The 17144-nt window shown below is 54.8% G+C and carries 16 protein-coding genes; 8 read left to right on the forward strand and 8 right to left on the reverse strand.

Annotated elements, in window-relative coordinates; genetic code table 11:
• Position 1: 1 nt before the first annotated feature.
• The gene (locus AC2FC2_RS02365) at positions 2–781 is read right to left on the reverse strand and encodes a HalD/BesD family halogenase (RefSeq protein ID WP_265554226.1); all 780 of its coding nucleotides are present in this window, start codon (positions 779–781) and stop codon (positions 2–4) included.
• Positions 782–893: 112 nt separating this feature from the next.
• On the opposite strand from AC2FC2_RS02365, the gene AC2FC2_RS02370 reads away from it, so the two are divergent.
• Entirely contained in the window at positions 894–1796 is a 903-nt protein-coding gene (locus AC2FC2_RS02370) for a LysR substrate-binding domain-containing protein (protein ID WP_265554229.1), read from the forward strand.
• Positions 1797–1809: 13 nt separating this feature from the next.
• Here AC2FC2_RS02370 and AC2FC2_RS02375 read toward each other — a convergent pair whose 3' ends face one another.
• Entirely contained in the window at positions 1810–2664 is an 855-nt protein-coding gene (locus tag AC2FC2_RS02375; RefSeq protein WP_209632219.1) for an ATP-grasp fold amidoligase family protein, read from the reverse strand.
• A 153-nt stretch (positions 2665–2817) separates the two neighbouring features.
• On the opposite strand from AC2FC2_RS02375, the gene AC2FC2_RS02380 reads away from it, so the two are divergent.
• The 3 genes from AC2FC2_RS02380 to AC2FC2_RS02390 all read left to right on the forward strand — a co-directional run bounded on the left by AC2FC2_RS02380 (position 2818) and on the right by AC2FC2_RS02390 (position 6549).
• Positions 2818–4110, forward strand: coding sequence for a flippase (locus AC2FC2_RS02380; protein ID WP_404760123.1), 1293 nt, complete (start codon positions 2818–2820; stop codon positions 4108–4110).
• Between the two features lie 246 nt (positions 4111–4356).
• Positions 4357–5175, forward strand: a complete 819-nt coding sequence (locus AC2FC2_RS02385) for a hypothetical protein (RefSeq protein WP_490658650.1) — start codon at positions 4357–4359, stop codon at positions 5173–5175.
• Positions 5176–5505: 330 nt separating this feature from the next.
• A complete protein-coding gene (locus AC2FC2_RS02390; protein ID WP_490658651.1) occupies positions 5506–6549 on the forward strand; it encodes an NAD(P)/FAD-dependent oxidoreductase in 1044 nt (347 codons plus the stop codon).
• Positions 6550–6644: 95 nt separating this feature from the next.
• Here AC2FC2_RS02390 and AC2FC2_RS02395 read toward each other — a convergent pair whose 3' ends face one another.
• Positions 6645–7505: a DMT family transporter gene (locus tag AC2FC2_RS02395; RefSeq protein ID WP_404760126.1), complete on the reverse strand. Its 861-nt coding sequence runs from the start codon at positions 7503–7505 to the stop codon at positions 6645–6647.
• Between the two features lie 81 nt (positions 7506–7586).
• Between AC2FC2_RS02395 and AC2FC2_RS02400 the strand changes: the two genes are divergently transcribed.
• Complete coding sequence (locus tag AC2FC2_RS02400; RefSeq protein ID WP_490658652.1) at positions 7587–8525, forward strand: LysR substrate-binding domain-containing protein; 939 nt, start codon at positions 7587–7589, stop codon at positions 8523–8525.
• A 75-nt stretch (positions 8526–8600) separates the two neighbouring features.
• Complete coding sequence (locus tag AC2FC2_RS02405) at positions 8601–9362, forward strand: arylamine N-acetyltransferase family protein (protein ID WP_490658653.1); 762 nt, start codon at positions 8601–8603, stop codon at positions 9360–9362.
• Between the two features lie 80 nt (positions 9363–9442).
• Here AC2FC2_RS02405 and dusC read toward each other — a convergent pair whose 3' ends face one another.
• From dusC to AC2FC2_RS02425, 4 genes are all read right to left on the reverse strand, one after another.
• Positions 9443–10375 (reverse strand): tRNA dihydrouridine(16) synthase DusC, encoded by a 933-nt coding sequence (dusC, locus tag AC2FC2_RS02410; protein ID WP_490658654.1) that lies wholly within the window; start codon positions 10373–10375, stop codon positions 9443–9445.
• A gap of 79 nt (positions 10376–10454) precedes the next feature.
• Positions 10455–11414: a D-2-hydroxyacid dehydrogenase family protein gene (locus AC2FC2_RS02415; protein ID WP_490658655.1), complete on the reverse strand. Its 960-nt coding sequence runs from the start codon at positions 11412–11414 to the stop codon at positions 10455–10457.
• Positions 11415–11439: 25 nt separating this feature from the next.
• On the reverse strand, positions 11440–11889 hold the full coding sequence (locus tag AC2FC2_RS02420; protein WP_490658656.1) for a universal stress protein: 450 nt from the start codon (positions 11887–11889) through the stop codon (positions 11440–11442).
• A 12-nt stretch (positions 11890–11901) separates the two neighbouring features.
• Positions 11902–12681: an IclR family transcriptional regulator gene (locus tag AC2FC2_RS02425; protein ID WP_209632212.1), complete on the reverse strand. Its 780-nt coding sequence runs from the start codon at positions 12679–12681 to the stop codon at positions 11902–11904.
• Positions 12682–12841: 160 nt separating this feature from the next.
• Here AC2FC2_RS02425 and AC2FC2_RS02430 point away from each other — a divergent pair, with 160 nt between their 5' ends.
• On the forward strand, positions 12842–14449 hold the full coding sequence (locus AC2FC2_RS02430; protein ID WP_404760130.1) for an MFS transporter: 1608 nt from the start codon (positions 12842–12844) through the stop codon (positions 14447–14449).
• A gap of 2 nt (positions 14450–14451) precedes the next feature.
• Positions 14452–15480, forward strand: coding sequence for an HlyD family secretion protein (locus AC2FC2_RS02435; protein ID WP_490658657.1), 1029 nt, complete (start codon positions 14452–14454; stop codon positions 15478–15480).
• Between the two features lie 79 nt (positions 15481–15559).
• Here AC2FC2_RS02435 and rhlE read toward each other — a convergent pair whose 3' ends face one another.
• On the reverse strand, positions 15560–16921 hold the full coding sequence (rhlE, locus tag AC2FC2_RS02440) for an ATP-dependent RNA helicase RhlE (RefSeq protein ID WP_209632209.1): 1362 nt from the start codon (positions 16919–16921) through the stop codon (positions 15560–15562).
• Positions 16922–17144: the final 223 nt, after the last annotated feature.

Consider the following 17144-nt stretch of genomic DNA (forward strand, 5'->3'; position numbering starts at 1 on the left):
TCTACAATCGGCCGTAAAAAGTCATTCTGGCACTCTCCGACAGCGCAATATCCGGCTGGGCATTGTAGGCCAGGACCACCAGCATCCGGGTGGTATCCCCCTCCGTCGGCGTGACGCGATGCATGGCATTGCGCCCACGGAACAGCACCAAATCCCCCTCTTCCATCGTCAGCGGCTTCGCTGCCCGCTCACCGTCCAATACCTCGGAAACACCGGCATAATTCATCTCGCCACGATCGGCATCACGCAAGTTTTCCACATATTCAAAGCGCCCCCCGGCCTGGGGTTTTTGGATCAGCAGCGTGATGGCGAACGACGAATTGTCAAAATGCCAACCCAGCTCTTGCCCTCGGTGGGCATAATGCAGGTTGATAGAAGACAGCCGGTCCGCGTAAGGGTAAAGGCGCTGCTCTTCCAGTACCGCACAGAGAAAGTCACGGAAGGGTTGTGCGTCGTACAGCGTGCGCAACGGTGACTCAGCCGGGATCTCTTCGTCGGTAATGCAGCCTTTGGATGAAACAACCAGCCGGTTGCGTGCATGATTGGCCGGTAACGTTTCGTCCTGTGGTTTGAGGTAGACGTTATGCTTGCTGGCTGCGTAAAACGCAGCATGGCCGTTCTGCGCCCCTTCCAGACGCACCCTTGCCAAGGCTGCTGCCGTCAGGAAGCCCGGCAATACCAGCGCCCCGGACGTATCCAGCGTCGCTTTACAGCGAGCCTGAAAAGCGGCGTCGCCAATCGGGTTGGCGGATAAATCAATGATATGAGCGAGTGGTTGCATCAGAGGCTCCTGTTGGCATTAGGCCGGATAACCCCACTGTAGCGAATGTCACATTGCCGTAATAACAAAAATGCGTTAAGGATATGTTAACCAATTCTTAGCGATAACTGCCATGAACGCACCCACCCGTAGCCGCCTGCCCAAACTGAGCGCTATTCTGGCTTTTGAAACCGCCGCTCGCACCGGCAGCTTAGCCAAAGCGGCAGACAGCCTGGCGTTGACCGCCGCCGCCGTCAGCCAGCAAATCCGCCAGCTTGAGCAGCACCTGGGCATTGTGCTGTTCACCCGAGCCAAAAGCGGCGTAACACTAACCGAACAGGGCGCGGATTACCTGGCGTACGTGCAGCAGGCATTTGAGACACTGCGTATCGCGCAGCAGCATGTCGATCGCCAGCGAGGCAAGGAGACGCTGACGCTATTTGCCCTACCGGCACTGGCATCAAAATGGCTAAACCCGGTGATTGGGGGCTGGCTTACGCAACACCCGCAGGTCGATATCCGGCTGCATGCTACCCACGGCGAAGTGGACTTCGCCAGCTCAACAGCAGACTTTGCCCTGTGTTTTGGCGATCAAGACTACCCGCTATTGGAAAAAGTGCGTTTGTTTCAGGACGCTGTTCAACCGGTGTGCAGCCCGCAGTTGCAGGCGGCTGGCGACTGGACGCACCAGCCGCTGATCCATGTCGATTGGGGTAAGGAAAGCCAGTTCCTGCCGGGGTGGCATGAATGGTTTAACGCAGCCGGCTTGCCTCCGCCACAGCGACGTGGCCTGACCTATAACCTGACCTCATTGGCAATAGATGCCGCTGTGGAAGGCCTGGGTATTTTACTTGGCCAGCAACAACTTATTCAGCGGGAACTGGCCAAGGGGACATTGGTGCCGCTGGCAGAACCGGCGCTACCGCTCAGCAAGCCCTATTACGTGGTTTATCCTCAACGTACGCTGGAAAAACCCAAAGCAGCTGAGTTTCTTGCGTGGCTACAGAGCATCTCGCCTGCAGGCGGCGGGCAGTAACCTGCCACAAGGATCACCACGCTTTAGACATCATCTCGCCCAGCAGAAGATTGGTGGCACGTGGCAAATAGACTTCGTTGCCAGCACCTGGGGTAAGCGTCAATTCGCCGATGTATATTTGCTCACGTGTGAGATAAAAATCGACGCGGCAATAGTCCAAATCCGCGGAAACCGCTTTAGCGACCTGAATCATCTCATCCCAGAAAGCCGGTTTTTCATACAGCGTATTGACTTGCGGAATGTCTGCCTGGGTAAAAAAGCAATGGCGTGCATGCTCATCTAAAAACTCCAGCGAGCTCGGCTCAGGGCCACCACGCAGCAATTCGACAAACACGTAAGGCCGTTTTCCGTTAAATACATGCACCTTGTAGTCAATCAATTCACCGTCACATTCAATATCCAGCAGCTCTTCGACGATAACCTGCTGCGGAATATTTGCGTAGTGCTTTTCTCGATACCTCTTCCAATAGGTTATTGCAGACCATTGCTTAAGAATATTCGCAATATCTTGATAGGATACCGTGCTTTTATCTTTCACTATCTTGACTTGTTGTGACGCATTATTTGTTTTGATAACAAATGATTGTGGCAAAGAAAGATAGTCTTGTTCAGTGAAATTAGGCGTCGCCATAATAATAGGCGTTAGGTATTTATCCGACACCCGCTGGGCAATATACTCCCTGACCGCCATCTTATCCGCTAACATACTGAAATCATTATGCGGATAGCGCATGCGTCGATAGATTTTTTCTGAAAATGTCTTTGGGGATTTGAAGTTAACAAAAGAGCCGTGGACAAGGTAATGGCTGACTTGATAATAAATAAAATCGGGCGCGGCCCGATAGAGTCGTTTTACGAGTTTTCTCATTCTTCTCTTTCTTCCATGAACATAGCATACGTAGAAATGCTTCTGACACTCCGGTTATAGCATCTCAATTATAAAACCCTGCGAGTCATCCCTACAGAGGTTAAGGAAATAATCGGATAATTCCTATTAAAAGATGCGACAGGGAAAGCGCGAATGAAATTAAATTTCATAGATATCAGGATAGTGAGCAATGCGTTTTGGATGATATCCGAAAAGATGGTGTCCATCTTGGGCGTTATATTCATCACCGCCTATATGGCAAGATATATTGGCCCGGAAAGCTTCGGCAAGATCACCTTTGCTACCGCCATTTTCGCCATTACCCAAACGCTGGCGCTACTGGGTTCCGATACCGTTCTGTTCAAGCGAATTAGCCGCAATCCAGGCTCTGGAACTGCGCTGATGTTCTCCACCAATCGGCTGCGCCAAGGCTGTTTCATCGTGCTCTCTGCAGCAATATTGATTTACACCGGCCTGCGAGAAGACTTCATTACCTTCTACTTTTGTGCCGCCACTTTTGTCGCCAGCTTTTTCTCATTGAGAGACGTCTTCACCATTTACCATGATGCCCGGCTGGAGTCGCGCTTCAATACGTTGGCCAACGTGGCCGGGCTGGGCAGTGCGCTGCTGGTGCGTTATTTGATTGTGTATTTTGATCTGCACCTGTATTACCTGGCGATCCCGATTGTGATGGTTTATTTGATCCCCTATCTGATTCGCCACCACATGTACCACCGCCGCCATCCGCGCTTTATCGCACCCGGGCGCGTTCGGCGTAAATATGTGCGCTATTTGCTCGCCAGTGGCCTGCCGCTGGCAATATCCAATGTTTCCATCGCCATTTATACCCGACTGGCGCAGTTGTTCCTGATGTGGTTTGTTTCCGCCGAAGCGCTGGGTATTTACTCCGTCGCCATTACCCTGGCAACCGCCTGGATGTTTGTCACCGATGCGGTTATCACCTCGTTTTTCGCCAAAATATTTGCTTATCACCGCAATGATGCCATGCGTACCGCAGCCAAACTGAATGGGTTGGTGCTGGCGATCTCCGCCGCGATCGTGGCCGGCATTGTCTTGCTCGGCAAACCGGTGATCGTCTTATTGTACGGGGAACAATACTTAGCCGCTTATCCTGCTATGGGGGTATTGGCGGTTGCCACCCTGCTTTCCGCGCTGGGTACCCTGGCCTACAAATACATTGTGATGTTCTCTGGTTACGGCTTCCTGTCGAAGAAGATGTTCCTGGTGTTTGTCATCAATATCCCGCTGTCGTATTGCCTGATCCGTCAGTACGGCATGATGGGCGCCGCCTACAGCACCTTGCTGACTGAGCTGTTGTCGTTGACCGTTCTCAACTACCTCTTCCGCCGCGGCGTGGTATTGCAACTGCACCTGCGTTCGCTGAATCCGTTGACCTATTTCAGACGCTCCCCTCAGGGAGGTTAATCAGGTCCATAACCGCGGGTGCGTTAATTGTGCTTCCCGTTCGCCCGCTGACAGCGGGCACAACGCTCAGTGCTAAAAATGCCCTCCCCCTCCTGTTAATTTACTCCCACAGACCGAAAGCTTCACAAACGAATCTCTTTCGGCCTGCATATTTTTATATTCAAAACAACTCTGCGTTACTGGAATTATTAATTTTCAAAAGCCTACATAACCGAAAATGTGAGGATAACCCTATGATCGCATTAAATGACTATGTCACTCTATGTGCATGTGACTGACCCAGGCAGCACGGTCCCCTATCAATACGTTGAGTATTTCTTTTTTGATAAGTCCAGCGATCTTAGTGGCAAATGCTACATTGACGGCTTCGATCTGATTAACTCAGATATCAAGAAAGGCTGGTCCAATAACCATATCGAAATGAAAAGGATTGGAGCGCCGGGCTACATTAATATGTGGCGCTTATTGTATTTGGAGGATGGTGTTAACCATCTTCCCGAACCGACCTGGAAAGAAAATAGTGCGCTATTGTTGAATAACGTTTATGCCGCCATCGGCAACCGAATTTCACAAACAGAAACCGCAGACCTGGCGATTACCCTGAAAGATGGCGTGATTACCGCCACAACCAAAACGCCGGCGACTGCGGATAAGAAAATTGAACTCTATTTCCCGATAGAAAAGAATGACCTGGTCTTGTGGCGCACCACGCTGGAGAACCTTAAAGGTCTGAGCACGTTGGATGTCACCGTGGGTACTTACCAAGGGAAGTATGAGCTTAACGACAACGCCGGGGTCAATATCCTACTTGAGAAAGCCTGTCAGTGGGGCAGGACCGGGACGGTAACCCCGACATCTTCGGCAACCATGACTTCGGATCGTATTACTGCACTGAACTCTGCCGAGTATTTGCCGTTGCCTGAGGGCTATGTGAACTATGCCCGTATCCTCATTATCCTGAAAAACTTCGCTGGCAGTGCCACTAGCCCAGCTTCGGTAGATATCACCAAACTGTTGTGCCAGAAAATCGATATCGTTTCCCGCAATCCGCGTAAAGCCTGGTAACGTACAAGAGTCGACTCAAACAAGGCGGCTCTTTATCTCTTTATGCAACTCGTCATATTTGGCTCCAAATATGAATAACGCGACTTCATTACCTCTTCTGCCGTGGGGATAGTATTGCAAATGCACTTGCGCTTGCTGAATCCGTTGACCTATATCAGACGCTCCCAGCACGCCGGTTGAAAATGCTTGGCCTTGGGCGCCCCCGGTCCATTGCCGTAGTGCTCTTTGAGGGACGTCACCTGCTCGACAGCACAGCCGCATATTTATCTGCATGACATCGTTAATTTATGGGATAGTTTGCGCCCAGTACATGTGAGGAAGAAAGTCAAAATGGGTCTCCCGGACAAGCATATTATTATTGTGGGCGCAGGCATTATTGGCGCGTCAATCGCTTATCATTTGGCCCAACGCGGGGTGCAGGTTACTGTACTTGACCAAAACCACCCGGCTTCAGGTGCCACCGGAAGCTCTTTTGGCTGGATCCACAGCACGGTGAGCGAGAATTCGCCAGACGTGCTGCTCCGCCGTGCATCTGTGGCCGACTGGCATCGGCTAGAAAAAGAAGTCCCGGAACTTTGGCTGCATTGGGCCGGTGCGCTGAGTTACGATGCTGACTCGTTGGAACGTCAGGCCACCGAAAAAATGCTTGGCCAATCCGATATCGCCCGGCTTGAGCCTGCGCTGAATAACCCGCCTTCGAGAGCATACTTTGCAATGCAGGACGGTGCCGTTGACCCTATCGATGCCACCCGTGCCCTGCTGGATAAAGCCTGCGGCCTCGGAGCCGTGGTAAAAACTCAGACGCCTGTCCTTGGATTCACCCGTGCAGGCACTGCCATTACCGGCGTTGAAACCCCGCAGGGAACATTCAACGCGGACTGTGTCGTGCTGGCCTGCGGCACGGGTATTTCTCCCTTGCTAAACGCCATAGAAGTCCCGCTTCCCGTTTCAGCCTCGCCTGCCATTCTGTTGCGCTACGGCACACAGGATCGGGTCATCAACACGCTCCTATCGGGGGATGACATGGAGGTTCGCCACGCCCGCAACGGCGATATTCTGGCCGCCGAAGATTACCCGGCAACGGGCGGCACTGACAAAATAGCTTGCGACGCCCTGGCGGCAATCAACGACAGACTGAGAGGAACAGGATCTGCACACCTGCTCAGCCAGTCCGTGGGACAGCGGCCCGTACCGCAGGATGGCTGCCCCATTATGGGGTTTATCGAAAGCCTCACCGGTCTTTACGTGACGGTAATGCACCCAGCTGTAACCTGTGCAGCCACGGTGGGAAGGATGGTCAGTGAAGAGTTGATCACGGGAAAAAACAGCGAAATCCCAGCGCGTTATCGGCCCGCTCGCTTCAGCAATGAATAACAGCTCAAACGGCCAAACCGGGCGACATTCAAAGTGGGATTGAATGTCGCTTGAGCAGAACAACGCCCCAAATAGGAGAGTTGATAGGTGGCAAACTAGCTCGATTTCAAATGCAGTACCACGGCGCCAACTAATACCGTCAATACCCCCAACCACTGTAGGGCAGAAAGCCGCTCCCGTAACAGCAATGTGCCCAGCAGCGCGGCAATACCGCCGGACAGGGTGCTAAGCACGGTAACTACCGCCACCGATCCGCCGCTGGCGCCCACGGAAAATGCACTAAAGCCGCCCAGGTTGAGCAAACTGGCTGCCAGCAGCAACCCGGCCTGCCGCCAATCGGGTCGCGACACCAGCGCTCGCCGCTGCGTTGTTAGCGTCAGCAGAGCCAGCAACCCCAGGGTATAACCGAGCCACAGGCTAACGCTGGGACCCAATACCGGCAGCGTGTATTTTCCTTGCAGCCAGAACCCCGTGCCGTAACAGAACGCGGCGAGCAACGCGAAGACGATTGCCGGTAACGATGATGACCGGTGGCCCGGCTGCCGCCCTGGGCTTATCGCCGTCAGCATTACGCCCAATAGGCAGATCGCCAACCCTGCCAGCGTCAACGCAGTAAGCTGTTCTCCACTGATCCACGACAACAACGTAGTGACAGCGCCATAGCAGGTGACCAGTGGAGCCACCATCGCCGCCTGGCCGATGGCAAAGGCCTGTGACAAGGCTAACGAACCACTCACCATCAAACCGGCAGCCAGTAGCGCCAACCCCCAAACTGCGCCTGAAGCCACAAAGACAGGTGACGTTGAGACCAACAGCAACGCAGTAAAAATCACAAAGCCGATCGCTTGAGAAAAAAATACTGCCCTGCGTACCCCCACCGATCTGGCGTTAATCCCAACCAAAAAATCCGTACCGCCCCAGCACAGCGCGGCAGCCAGCCCCATCAGTATATCCACGTCGTATTCCTCTTGAACCTTTGCCTCAAAAGTATGCAAAAAATCACTTGTGGAACATCGATAGATTGGCAATATGGTTGAATGAAACTCAAGCTGAACGCTCAACCACGTCTGCCATCGCTGAAAGCCTTGCATACATTCGAGGTTGCGGCGCGCTGCGCCAGTTTTACCGAGGCCGCAGAAGAGTTGAACGTGACACTGGGTGCGGTCAGCCGCCAGATACGCCATCTGGAGAACGAGCTGGGGGTCGAGCTATTTCACCGGAAAGGTAACGCCGTTGCACTCAATGAGACGGGAAAACGGCTAGCGATCGACGTTACCCGTGCACTGACGCTGCTACAAAAAGCCAGCGATCGCGTTCGGCCAGAGCAACAGCAAACACTGAAACTGACCTGTACGCTGGGGATTGCCAGCCACTGGTTGGCAGTGCGCCTGCCGGCATTGCGCCGTGCCGATCCTGATGTTTCGCTGGTGCTGGACGCCAATGAAAGCCTGCGCGATATGGCCAATGGCGAAGCGGATATCGCCATTCGTTACAGTCCAACGCGCACCCCGCCGCCACACTCCCGTGAGCTGCTCACCGATGCCTTCGCGCCGTTGGCAAGCCCAGCATTTCTCGCTGCACACCCTAAACTCGCCACCCCTGCAGATGTCGCCCAATCGCAGTTGATTCACTCACCGTGGAAAGATGCTCAGGGGCTGGGGATCGCCAATTGGCAAGACTGGTTCATGGCCTTTGGTGAGGGTATTACGGCGCCGCGCGGCATTCTCACGTTCAATAGCGTCGGTCATGCGCTGCAGGAAGCAATAGAAGGCAATGGCATTGTACTCGGAAGCCTGGCCGTCGCGCAGGATGCGCTGGCCACCGGCAAGCTGGTGCGGGTGTTTGACGAGGGTCGGCAATTGCCTGCCGCCTACCAGTATCGCCTTTGCTGGGCAGACAGCGCGTTCGTTAGCGCCACCACCCGCCGCTGGGTAAATCTGTTGCTGCAGGCCGCCGGCAAATCCCCGGCGTTCTGACATAGCACTTATTGCCCCCACAACGTTGCCAAATCCAACTATTTTATGTTCAATTTTTCTGCTGTGAGACACGCCGTGGACAGACAACGTTACCTGCAACATATTGGATTCGCAGGCATCCCCCAACCCGACCTTCCGACGCTGCAACAATTACACCGTGGTCATATGCTCAAGGTTCCCTTTGAAAACCTGAGCATTATTTATCATCAGGGCATTCATCTGGAAGAGAAGGCGCTGTTCAGTAAAATTGTTGAACACAACCGCGGCGGCTTTTGTTATGAGCTAAACCGGCTATTTGCTTTGTTGCTGCAGGACATGGGCTTTAGCGTGCATTTTATTTCCGGCGAGATCCGCGCCCGTGACGGCAGTTTTGGCCCGCCGTTCGATCATATGGCACTGCTGGTCGAGCTGGATCAGCCCTATCTGGTGGACGTGGGATTTGGTGATTCCTTCCTGACCCCGCTAAGGATCACGACGGCCGAGCAACAGCCACAAAGCACCGGCACCTTCCATTTGGAACAGGAAGGCGAGGTTTATTTTTTGGAGCGTCGCAATGGCGATCAGCGCTCGCATGCCAAAACGCTCTACCGTTTCAGCCTGCAAAAACGCCAACTCGACGAATTTACCGACATGTGCCATTACCACAGCACCTCGCCGCAGTCGCATTTTACCCAGAAACTGGTGTGCTCCCACGCCACGGAAAACGGCCGAGTGACCATCAGCGAGAACAAACTGATTATCACCGAAGATCACCACCGTCGGGAGTCGACGCTGCATTCGGAAGAAGAACGCCATGAAGCATTAATGCGCTATTTCTCGATTGATCTGGACGACTGAAACGCTGAGCTAACGCGGGCGCAACCTGCAGCGCCCCTACGCGAGGTATTGGTGTAGGCTTGGTTGGCGGGTGTAGACTATTACGAGCGGCAAATCACCCGGGCGATATCTTTTGAATTGGTCAGTGCGCGCACTTCACCGAACAGCTCAGTCGCTTCATCATATTCTTTACGCAAATACCCCAGCCATTGCTTGATGCGCGCCACGTGGTACAAGCCGGTATCGCCCTGCTTTTCCAAATGAACGTATTTTTGCAGTAGCTGCACCACCTGCGGCCAGGCCATACGCGGTTCATTGTATTTCACTACCCGGCTCAAATTTGGCACATTCAGCGCGCCGCGTCCGAGCATTACCGCATCGCAACCCGTCGTTTGCAGGCAGTCTTGCGCACCTTGGTAATCCCAGATCTCGCCGTTGGCGATCACAGGAATGGTCAGGCGCTGGCGGATCTCGCCAATCGCCGCCCAGTTGATACGCTCCGCCTTGTAACCGTCCTCTTTAGTGCGGCCATGTACCGCCAGCTCCGTGGCGCCGGCCTGCTGCACCGCATCGGCAATTTCAAAGCTGCGGCTGTCGCTGTCCCACCCCAGTCGCACTTTTACCGTCACCGGCAAGTGGGCTGGCACCGCCGCACGCATGGCCTTAGCCCCCTGATAAATCAGCTCAGGATCTTTAAGCAGAGTCGCCCCACCGCCGCTGCCGTTCACCAATTTCGACGGGCAACCACAGTTAAGATCGACGCCGTAAGAGCCCAGTTCGACCGCACGCGCAGCATTTTCCGCTAACCACTGCGGGTATTGCCCCAGCAGTTGAATGCGCACCAGGGTGCCAGACGGTGTGCGGCTGGCGTGATGCAATTCTGGGCACAAGCGGTAAAAAGATTTGGCAGGCAGCAGTTGATCAACCACGCGCAGGAATTCGGTGATGCACAGATCGTAGTCGTTCACCTCGGTGAGCAATTCGCGCACCAAAGAATCGAGAACGCCCTCCATCGGAGCCAATAATACGCGCATGATTACCCCTGCTAAAAAAGACGCGCAATGATACGGGCGAACCCCAGTATCAGACAAGCATCCAGGGAAATAAAAGCGTCTAGCTCAGACGGCGTATCGGTTCATCGGCGAGAAACGCCACAATGTCCTCGAGCGCCTCGCGGAAATAGGTTTGATAGTTGCTGTCAGCCACATAGCCCAAATGCGGCGTCGCCAACACAGTAGGCAATTGGCGGAAAATGTCATCGGCCGGCAAAGGTTCAACCTCAAATACGTCCAGCCCGGCACCGGCAATCTGCCCATGCTGTAACGCATCAATCAACGCGGTTCTATCGACAATCGCTGCGCGTGACGTATTGATCAGATACGCGGTTTTTTTCATTGCCTTCAGCTCTTGTTGACCAACCAGCCCACGGCTGCGATCGCTCAGCACCAGGTGAATGGACACAAAGTCGCTCTGTTCAAACAATGCCTGTTTTGATTCCGCCAGCGTAACGCCAACCTCATTGGCCTTGTCTGCCGTCAGGTTTTGGCTCCAGGCCTGCACTTTCATACCAAAAGCGTGCGCCACCACGGCCATTTGACGACCAATCTTGCCCAGCCCCAGCAGACCCAGCGTTTTGCCCTGCAGCGTCACACCCAGCGATTGCTGCCAAAGCCCGTTGTGCCGCAGACCGTCATTTTCCGGCACCAGATGTTTAGCCAACCCAAGCAATAATGCCCAGCTCAGCTCCATCGGCGCTGCAGAGCCGCTGTCGGTACCGCAGACGACAACCCCGCGCTGTGCTGCTGCGGCCAGATCAATCGAGGCATTGCGCATACCTGAGGTAATTAATAGCTGCAATTTGGGCAGACGAGCCAGCAATGTCGCCGTCATCGGCGTACGCTCACGCATGATCACCAGAATGTCGCAGTCCTGCAGATGCACTGCCAGTTCCGCTTCATCGGTAAAATGTTGGTTGATTGCGAACACCTCAACCCGGTCAGCGATGGCGGACCAGTCCGCCATGTTGAGTGCGACCTGCTGATAATCGTCAAGAATGGCACATTTTAGTTTCATCTTAGGCTCCAGGGATCAAACACAGTCAGTCGGCACGCACGTCAACCAATACCGGGCAATCGGCATTTTCAATCACCAAGGCGCTATGCGACCCTTTCAACAGTCGTCTAAAGGGGGAAAGATGGCGGCGCCCCATAATTATCATCGTCGCGTTCAGCGCATTAGCCTGGGCAACAACGGTTTCTGCCGGTTCACCGGCGACGACACGCCCACGCGCATTGACGCCCGCGCCTTGCAGCTCGTTCAGCGCCTGGCGTACCACAGTTGCAGCGGCCTGTTGTTCATCCAGTGCGCAACCAAAATCCGCCGGATCTTCACCCGCTTCAATGTCATACGGACCGGCAATGGAATAGCTAAGGTCTACGCAGCACAACACCACGACCGCCGCCTGTTGAGCCAATGCCTGTTCAGCAGCCAGTGAAATGACTTTGCGCGCATTGGCGGAGTTATCAACCGCGACCAACAGTGTTTTCATTACCTTCTCCGGTTAATCTCGCGACGCGACCTTGCCAATCTCGTCGATCAGCGCGTCTTTACACTTAAGGATTTCCTCGCGGAAGCGAGCTTCATTCTTGGCCAAACGCGTGCTGGGTACTAACAAACTGATGGAGAAGCGCCCCAGAATGGTGTCGATAGCCACCGCCATGGTGGAGACACCTTCCAGCGTTTCTTCCCGATCGTAGGACAGGCCGGTGCGGCGTATTTCGGTCAGGCGTTCCAGCAATGCCGGGAAATCACGCACCGTCATATCGGTCACCGCCATATAGGCCTCCCCCAGCAACTCCCGGGCCGCATCATCGCTGTTCAGCGCTAACAGCGCGCGTCCGCCGGAGGTGCTGTACAGCGGCAGATTCATACCGATGCGCGGTACCACCCGCAGCTCGCGATCCGCAACAATGTAGTGCACCACCGCCAGCTGTAGGCCACTGGCGCGTCCCAGCGAAACCGTCTCGCCAGTCGCGTCACTCAATGCCTGCAGCCAGGGCGTCGCAATCGCGACCATTTCGGTATGCACGCTGGCAATCAGCCGCAGCAACGACGGCCCCAGACGCACGCCACCGGCACCGCCTCGCACCAACTGCACAGAATCAAGCGCGTTGACAATACGTTGTACGGTAGAACGCGGCAGATCGACCGCCAGCGCAATTTCGCCCAGGCTCATGCCATTTGGCTTTGCGCCCAGCGCATCGAGAATTTTCGCTGCACGGGTAATGACTTGAATTCCGCCGGTTCTTTCGTCATCGCAGCATGTAGAGGGTTCAGACATAGGGGGTTCTTTTCCTTACTTTTGGCCACACTGTAACATTTTTTTCTGGCCGTCGGCACGATGTACCACATTGCAATACAACGCATCACAATGTAGCATGCGTCACAATGTATCGCCATACAATACAGTGCATCGTAAGTTTCGTTTCTGGAGTCATACTATGAACGCTCAGCCTGCGCCCCCCGCCGCTGCGCCGCATCCTTTCACTCTGCGTCTGGCATTAGGGCTGGTGGGCGTGCTGATTGCCGCCTTGACCTCTGGATTGAATGACAGGACAAGCGATCTGGCGCTGGCAGATATCCGTACGGCTATCGGTATAGGTTTCGATCAAGGCAGTTGGATCACCTCGGTTTATCAGGCGGCGGAAGTCTCGGCCATGATGATCGCCCCTTGGTTTGCCGTGACCTTCTCGCTGCGCCGCTTTGCTCTGGTGGTGATCGGCGGTTTTGCCGCCGTCGGCGTAATCCAGCCGTTAATCACAGACCCTGGGCTGTTTATTGCGTTGCGCGTCGTGCAAGGTCTGTTTGGCGGCGCATTGCCCCCCTTGCTGATGACAGTGGCGCTGCGTTTTCTGCCCCCCACCATCAAGCTTTACGGGCTGGCCGCCTATGCGCTCACTGCCACCTTTGGCCCCAATGTCGCCGCGCCGCTGGCGGCGCTATGGACCGACAATCTGGGCTGGCAGTTTGTCTTTTGGCAAGCGATCCCGCTGTGTCTGATCGCCTTCTTATTGATAAGTTGGGGGTTGCCGCAGGATCCTTTGCGCCTGGAACGTTTTCGTCAAATCGATCTGTTCGGCATGATCACCGGCTGTAGTGGCATCGCGCTGTTGATTCTTTCGCTAACCCAGGGAGAACGACTCGACTGGTTCAATTCGCCATTGATCAGCCTGATGTTGCCGGTTTCTATTGCGCTGTTGGTGGTATTTTTGATCAACGAATGGTTCCATCCGTTGCCACTGCTAAAACTGCAACTACTGCAGCGAATAAATCTTTCTTATAGCCTGCTGACGCTGGCTGGCGTGCTGTTGCTGGCGCTGTCAGGCTCGATGCTGCCATCCTTTTACTTTTCGCAGGTGGAAGGCTTTCGCACCGTGCAATTCGCCCCCTTGGCGTTGGCCGTTGGCTTGCCACAATTGGTCATCGCGCCTTTAATCGCCACCCTGTTGAACCTGCGCTGGATAGATGCCCGCTGGGTACTGACCCTCGGTGCTGCGCTAATAGCCTGCTCTTGTCTGCTCGGAATGCAGTTGACAGACGACTGGGCGCGACAAAATTTCTGGCTGATCCAAAGCCTCCAGGCGTTTGGCCAACCGATGATGATTTTACCGGTGTTAATGACGTCTACCAGCGTGATCATGGCCCCGGAAGGCCCCTTTGCCTCGGCAATGTTTAACACCGTGCGCGGTTTTTCCGCCGTGGCGGCAAGCTGCCTGGTAGAGAACGTTATTACCCACCGGGAGAAATTTCACTCTCAGGTGCTGGTTGATCGGTTGGGCAATCACCCGTGGTTGATGACGGCAGAGAACGCCGATCGCGCCAGCGGTGCTATGCCCCTGTTGCCGGATGGTTCGGTCAGCTCAGCGGAAAATCTTGGGCATTTTTCGACGCTGCTAAAACATCAGGCGGTGATCCTCAGCATCAGTGACGCCTATCTGCTGATTATTGGTTTCGCCCTGCTGCTGGTGCTGTTGACCGCCTGGTTGCCGAAGCGGGTCTATCCACCGCAAACGCTTTTACCTTTAGTTCCAAAAACATCAGGATCATAACCATGAGCTTCACCCCTGCAAAACGAACCTTAACTTTGGCGTTGCTGCTGTTAGTCCTGCTGGCTATCGCTTTCTTTATTCGTGCCTCTCTCAATCGTCATCATTTTCGTACCGATGACGCGGTAGTCAGTGCTGATTACACGCTGGTGGCCCCCAAAATTTCCGGTTATATCCGCAGCGTGAATGTCGGTGATAATCAGCAGGTGAAAGCCGGTGAAGTGCTGGCAACCATCGACGACCAGGATTACCGCGTTGCGCTGGAAACGGCACAGGCCAATCTGCAAATTAGCCAGGCCAAACTCACCAGCATTCAAGCACAGCTGGATCAACAACAGGCCAATATTGTTCAGCAAGAAGCCAGCGTCAGCGCGAGCCAGGCTACGCTTAACTATGCCGGACAAAATGCCGATCGCTATCGCCGGTTGTTAAAAACCGGTACTGCCACCGCGGATGAACAGCAAAAATCCGCTTCCGTGATGCAAACCGCCGCAGCGCAGTTGAAACAGAACCAGGCCGCCGTGGTGTCTGCACGCAAGGAGGTTGGCGTGTTGCAGGCCAGCCGGAAACAGGCAGAAGCGAACATTGCCGCCTCACAGGCCAGCGTTGATCAGGCACGTCTGAACCTTTCCTATACGCGGATTGTTGCCCCAATTGGCGGCACTGTCGGCCAGCGCGCGGTACGTCAGGGTGCCTGGGTCTCCGCAGGAACACGCTTGCTGGCGGTGGTACCGCTGCAACAAAGCTATGTGGTCGCCAACTTTCTGGAAACCCAGCTGGCCAACGTCTCTGCCGGCCAGCCGGTGTCGATCAGCGTAGATGCGCTGCCTGGGGTGACGTTACGGGGCCACGTAGACAGCATTGCGCCCGCAACAGGCTCCACGTTTGCCGCCATCAGCGCCGATAACGCCACCGGCAACTACACCAAAGTGGTGCAACGCCTGCCGGTGAAAATTCTGCTGGAGCCCAATCAGCCGGCGTTGGCGCGGCTGCGCGTCGGTATGTCGGTCGTACCGGAACTTGAGGTGCGCTGATATTGGGCATCATCCTGATTTTTTGATAAAAAAAAGCCACCGTAAACGGTGGCTTTTTATTCGCTGACAGCAGCGCAATTTACTCCGCTGGGCGGCTGCGCGGACGGCGCGAAGGCGCACCTGAACGCGGCTTGCCATCACCCTGCGGGCGGGCGCTGCCACCACCGCGATTTTCACGCTGGCCGCCATTGCCGCTGCGCTGGCCACCGCCGTTACCGGAACGCTGACCACCGCCGTTGCCGCGTGGAGCACCACGTCCGCCACCCTGACGGCCATTGATGATAGGCTCCGCCTTGATGCTTGGATCCGGCTCGTAGCCTGGCAGGGCAATACGCGGAATTTCACGCTTCAGCAGACGTTCGATATCACGCAGCAGTTTGTGCTCATCCACACACACCAGCGAGATAGCCTCACCGGTACGTTCTGCACGGCCGGTACGGCCAATGCGGTGTACATAGTCTTCCGGTACGTTCGGCAGCTCGTAGTTCACCACGTGTGGCAGTTGGTCGATGTCCAACCCGCGCGCCGCGATGTCTGTCGCCACCAACACACGAATTTTGCCATCTTTAAAATCGGCCAATGCACGGGTACGGGCGCCCTGGCTTTTGTTGCCGTGGATGGCTGCGGCAGTGATGCCGTCTTTGTTCAGCTGTTCGGCCAGGTGGTTAGCGCCGTGCTTGGTGCGGTTGAACACCAACACTTGCTTCCAGTCACCTTCACCGATCATCTGGGACAGCAGTTCCCGCTTACGCTTCTTATCAACGAAGTGCACGCTCTGTTCGATTTGCTCGGACGCGGTATTACGACGCGCCACTTCAACCGATGCCGGGTTATGCAGCAGCTTGTTAGCCAATGCTTTAATGTCGTCGGAGAAGGTCGCAGAGAACAGCAGGTTCTGACGCTTGGCAGGCAGCTTGGCCAACACGCGACGGATATCATGGATAAAGCCCATATCCAGCATGCGGTCCGCTTCGTCCAGCACCAGAATTTCAACTTTGGACAGGTCAACCGCACGTTGGTGTTCCAGATCCAGCAGACGGCCTGGTGTTGCCACCAAAACATCAACACCGCCACGCAGTTTCATCATCTGCGGGTTGATGCTCACGCCGCCAAATACCACCAGCGAACGCAGACGCAGATATTTGCTGTAGGATTCGACGTTTTCGCCGATCTGCGCCGCCAATTCACGGGTTGGCGTCAGGATCAGTGCACGTACAGGACGGCGACCTTTGACCGCATGATCATGCTTACTCAGCAGCTGTAGCAGCGGCAGGGTAAAGCCAGCGGTTTTACCGGTACCGGTCTGGGCGCTGGCCATCAGGTCACGACCTTCCAATACGACAGGAATCGCCTGGCGTTGAATTGGCGTAGGTTCGCGATAGCCCTGTTCTTCAACAGCGCGCAGAATTTCAGCACTTAAGCCGAGGGTTTCAAATGACATAAAGAGAAAAACTCCAGATCCCCCCTAACCTAACAGTGTTCGGTGCAGTTTCCTGGGAGGATTATCAGACGGGACATTAAGCATGACCACGAGGGATTGGCACAAACTGCAGTGCACCAAGCGGGCGATTGTAGCAGAAGTCGAACAAGAAAACGTAATTTAAGTGACTCAGAGCACAATATGCCGAGAATTCAGCCTAGTCCGAAAAAAAGCCCTTAAATAA

Source organism: Serratia sp. CoH_122_TC_1 (assembly GCF_058191755.1).